Annotated in this window: 3 protein-coding genes; all 3 read left to right on the forward strand. The window is 67.1% G+C overall.

The genetic code is table 11. The features are described 5' to 3' along the window. On the forward strand, positions 1-419 hold a 419-nt coding region (locus tag ACDELDRAFT_RS22025; RefSeq protein ID WP_005800862.1), incomplete at its 5' end, for an ATP-binding cassette domain-containing protein. Positions 420-471: 52 nt separating this feature from the next. Beyond that, positions 472-687 (forward strand): TOBE domain-containing protein, encoded by a 216-nt coding sequence (locus tag ACDELDRAFT_RS22030; RefSeq protein ID WP_005800864.1) that lies wholly within the window; start codon positions 472-474, stop codon positions 685-687. A 104-nt stretch (positions 688-791) separates the two neighbouring features. Next, positions 792-1,739: a CysB family HTH-type transcriptional regulator gene (locus tag ACDELDRAFT_RS22035; protein WP_005800866.1), complete on the forward strand. Its 948-nt coding sequence runs from the start codon at positions 792-794 to the stop codon at positions 1,737-1,739. Positions 1,740-1,822: the final 83 nt, after the last annotated feature.

The following is a 1,822-nucleotide window of genomic DNA, read 5'->3' on the forward strand; positions in this document are numbered from 1 at the left end:
CGGCGCGCCTGTCGGGTGGCCAGCGCCAGCGCGTGGCCCTGGCCCGCGCGCTGGTACACAACCCGCGCCTGCTGCTGCTCGACGAACCCCTGGGCGCGCTCGATGCGCTCACCCGCATCGAGATGCACCGCCTGATTGAAGGTCTGTGGCGCAGCAGTGGTTTCACGGCACTGCTGGTCACCCATGACGTGCAAGAAGCCGTGGCCCTGGCCGACCGCGTGATCCTGATCGAGGACGGCCAGATCGCGCTCGACCAGCGCATCGACCTGCCGCGGCCCCGCGCGCACGGCGACGCGGCATTTGCCGCCCTCGAAAAACGCATTCTCGATCGCGTGCTGCAAAAGCCTGCGCCCGACCAGCCCGCCGCCGACCCCGCGTGGCCGGGCGTGCCAGCGCACGGTCTGCACTGGGCCATCTGATCTTTCACGGCTTTTCATTGCCTTTTTCAACGGACTTACCAAGGAGAACCCCATGTCCATCCAAGCCATCAACGTACGCAACCAGTTCAAGGGCAAAGTGCGCGAAATCATTCGCGGCGATGTCGTCTCGGAAGTCGATGTCGAAACGCCCTGGGGCATCGTCACCTCGGTCATCACCACCCGTTCGGTCAACGACCTGGGCCTGGTGGTGGGCTCGGAGGTGGTGGCGCTCGTCAAGTCCACCGAGGTGTCCATCGCCAAGCTGTAACGAAATTTGCACCAAATTGGCTTGCAGCGCTTGATGCATAAGCGCTGTGCGCTATCACCGTAATAGCAAAGGCCCTGCAGTGCGGGGCCTCCTTATTGGGACCCATGAATTTCCAGCAATTGCGCTCCGTGCGCGAAGCCGTGCGCCGCGGCTTCAACCTGACCGAGGTGGCCACCATGCTCCACACCTCGCAGCCCGGCGTGAGCCGCCAGATCCGCGAACTGGAGGAAGAGCTGGGCGTGGAGATCTTCGTGCGCGCCGGCAAGCGGCTCACCGGCCTCACGCCGCCTGGCGAGACGCTGCTGCCCATCGTGGAGCGCCTGCTGCTGGAGTCGGACAACCTGCGCCGGGCCGGGCACGATTTCAGCGCCAGTGCCCAGGGGCGTCTGTCGGTGGCGGCCACGCATTCGCAGGCGCGCTATGCCCTGCCGCAGGTGGTGCGCGACTTTCGCACGCTGTTTCCGCAAGTGTCGCTGCACCTGCACCAGGGCTCGCCCCGCCAAGTGGCCGAGATGCTGCTCAGCGGCGAAGCCGACATCGGCGTGGCCACCGAGGCGCTGGCCGGCTATGAAGCGCTGGTCACGCTGCCGTGCTACCGCTGGACGCACAGCATCGTCGTGCCGCCGGGTCATGCGCTGCTGCAGCAGGGCGAGCCCGTCACGTTGGAGCAACTGGCGCGCTACCCCATCGTCACCTACGAGCTGGGCTACACGGGCCGCGCCCACATCGACGAGGCGTTCGCGCGCGAGGGGCTGGCCCCCGACATCGTGCTCACCGCCATGGACGCCGATGTCATCAAGACCTATGTGGAGCTGGACATGGGTGTGGGCATCGTCGCCTCGATCGCCGTGGACCCCGAGCGCGACCGGCATCTGCGCATGATCGATGCGGGCCACCTGTTCGAGGTCAACCTCACGCGGCTGGCCTTGCGCAAAGGGGCATGGCTGCGCGGCTATGCCTACCGCTTCATCGAGAGCTTCGTGCCCACGCTCACGCGTGAGCGTGTGGAACAAGCCATGCGTGCGGAGGCCGCGGCGGTGGTGGCGGACTGAGGTCGTGAACGAGCGCTGATGGCCGGCTCACTCCAGCAGCGGGGCCTGCCCGCCGGGCAGCGCAGGCCTGCGCGGCACGCACG

Origin of the sequence: Acidovorax delafieldii 2AN, from assembly GCF_000175235.1 — a bacterium.
In the GTDB taxonomy this organism is placed as follows: Bacteria; Pseudomonadota; Gammaproteobacteria; order Burkholderiales; family Burkholderiaceae_C; genus Acidovorax; species Acidovorax delafieldii_B.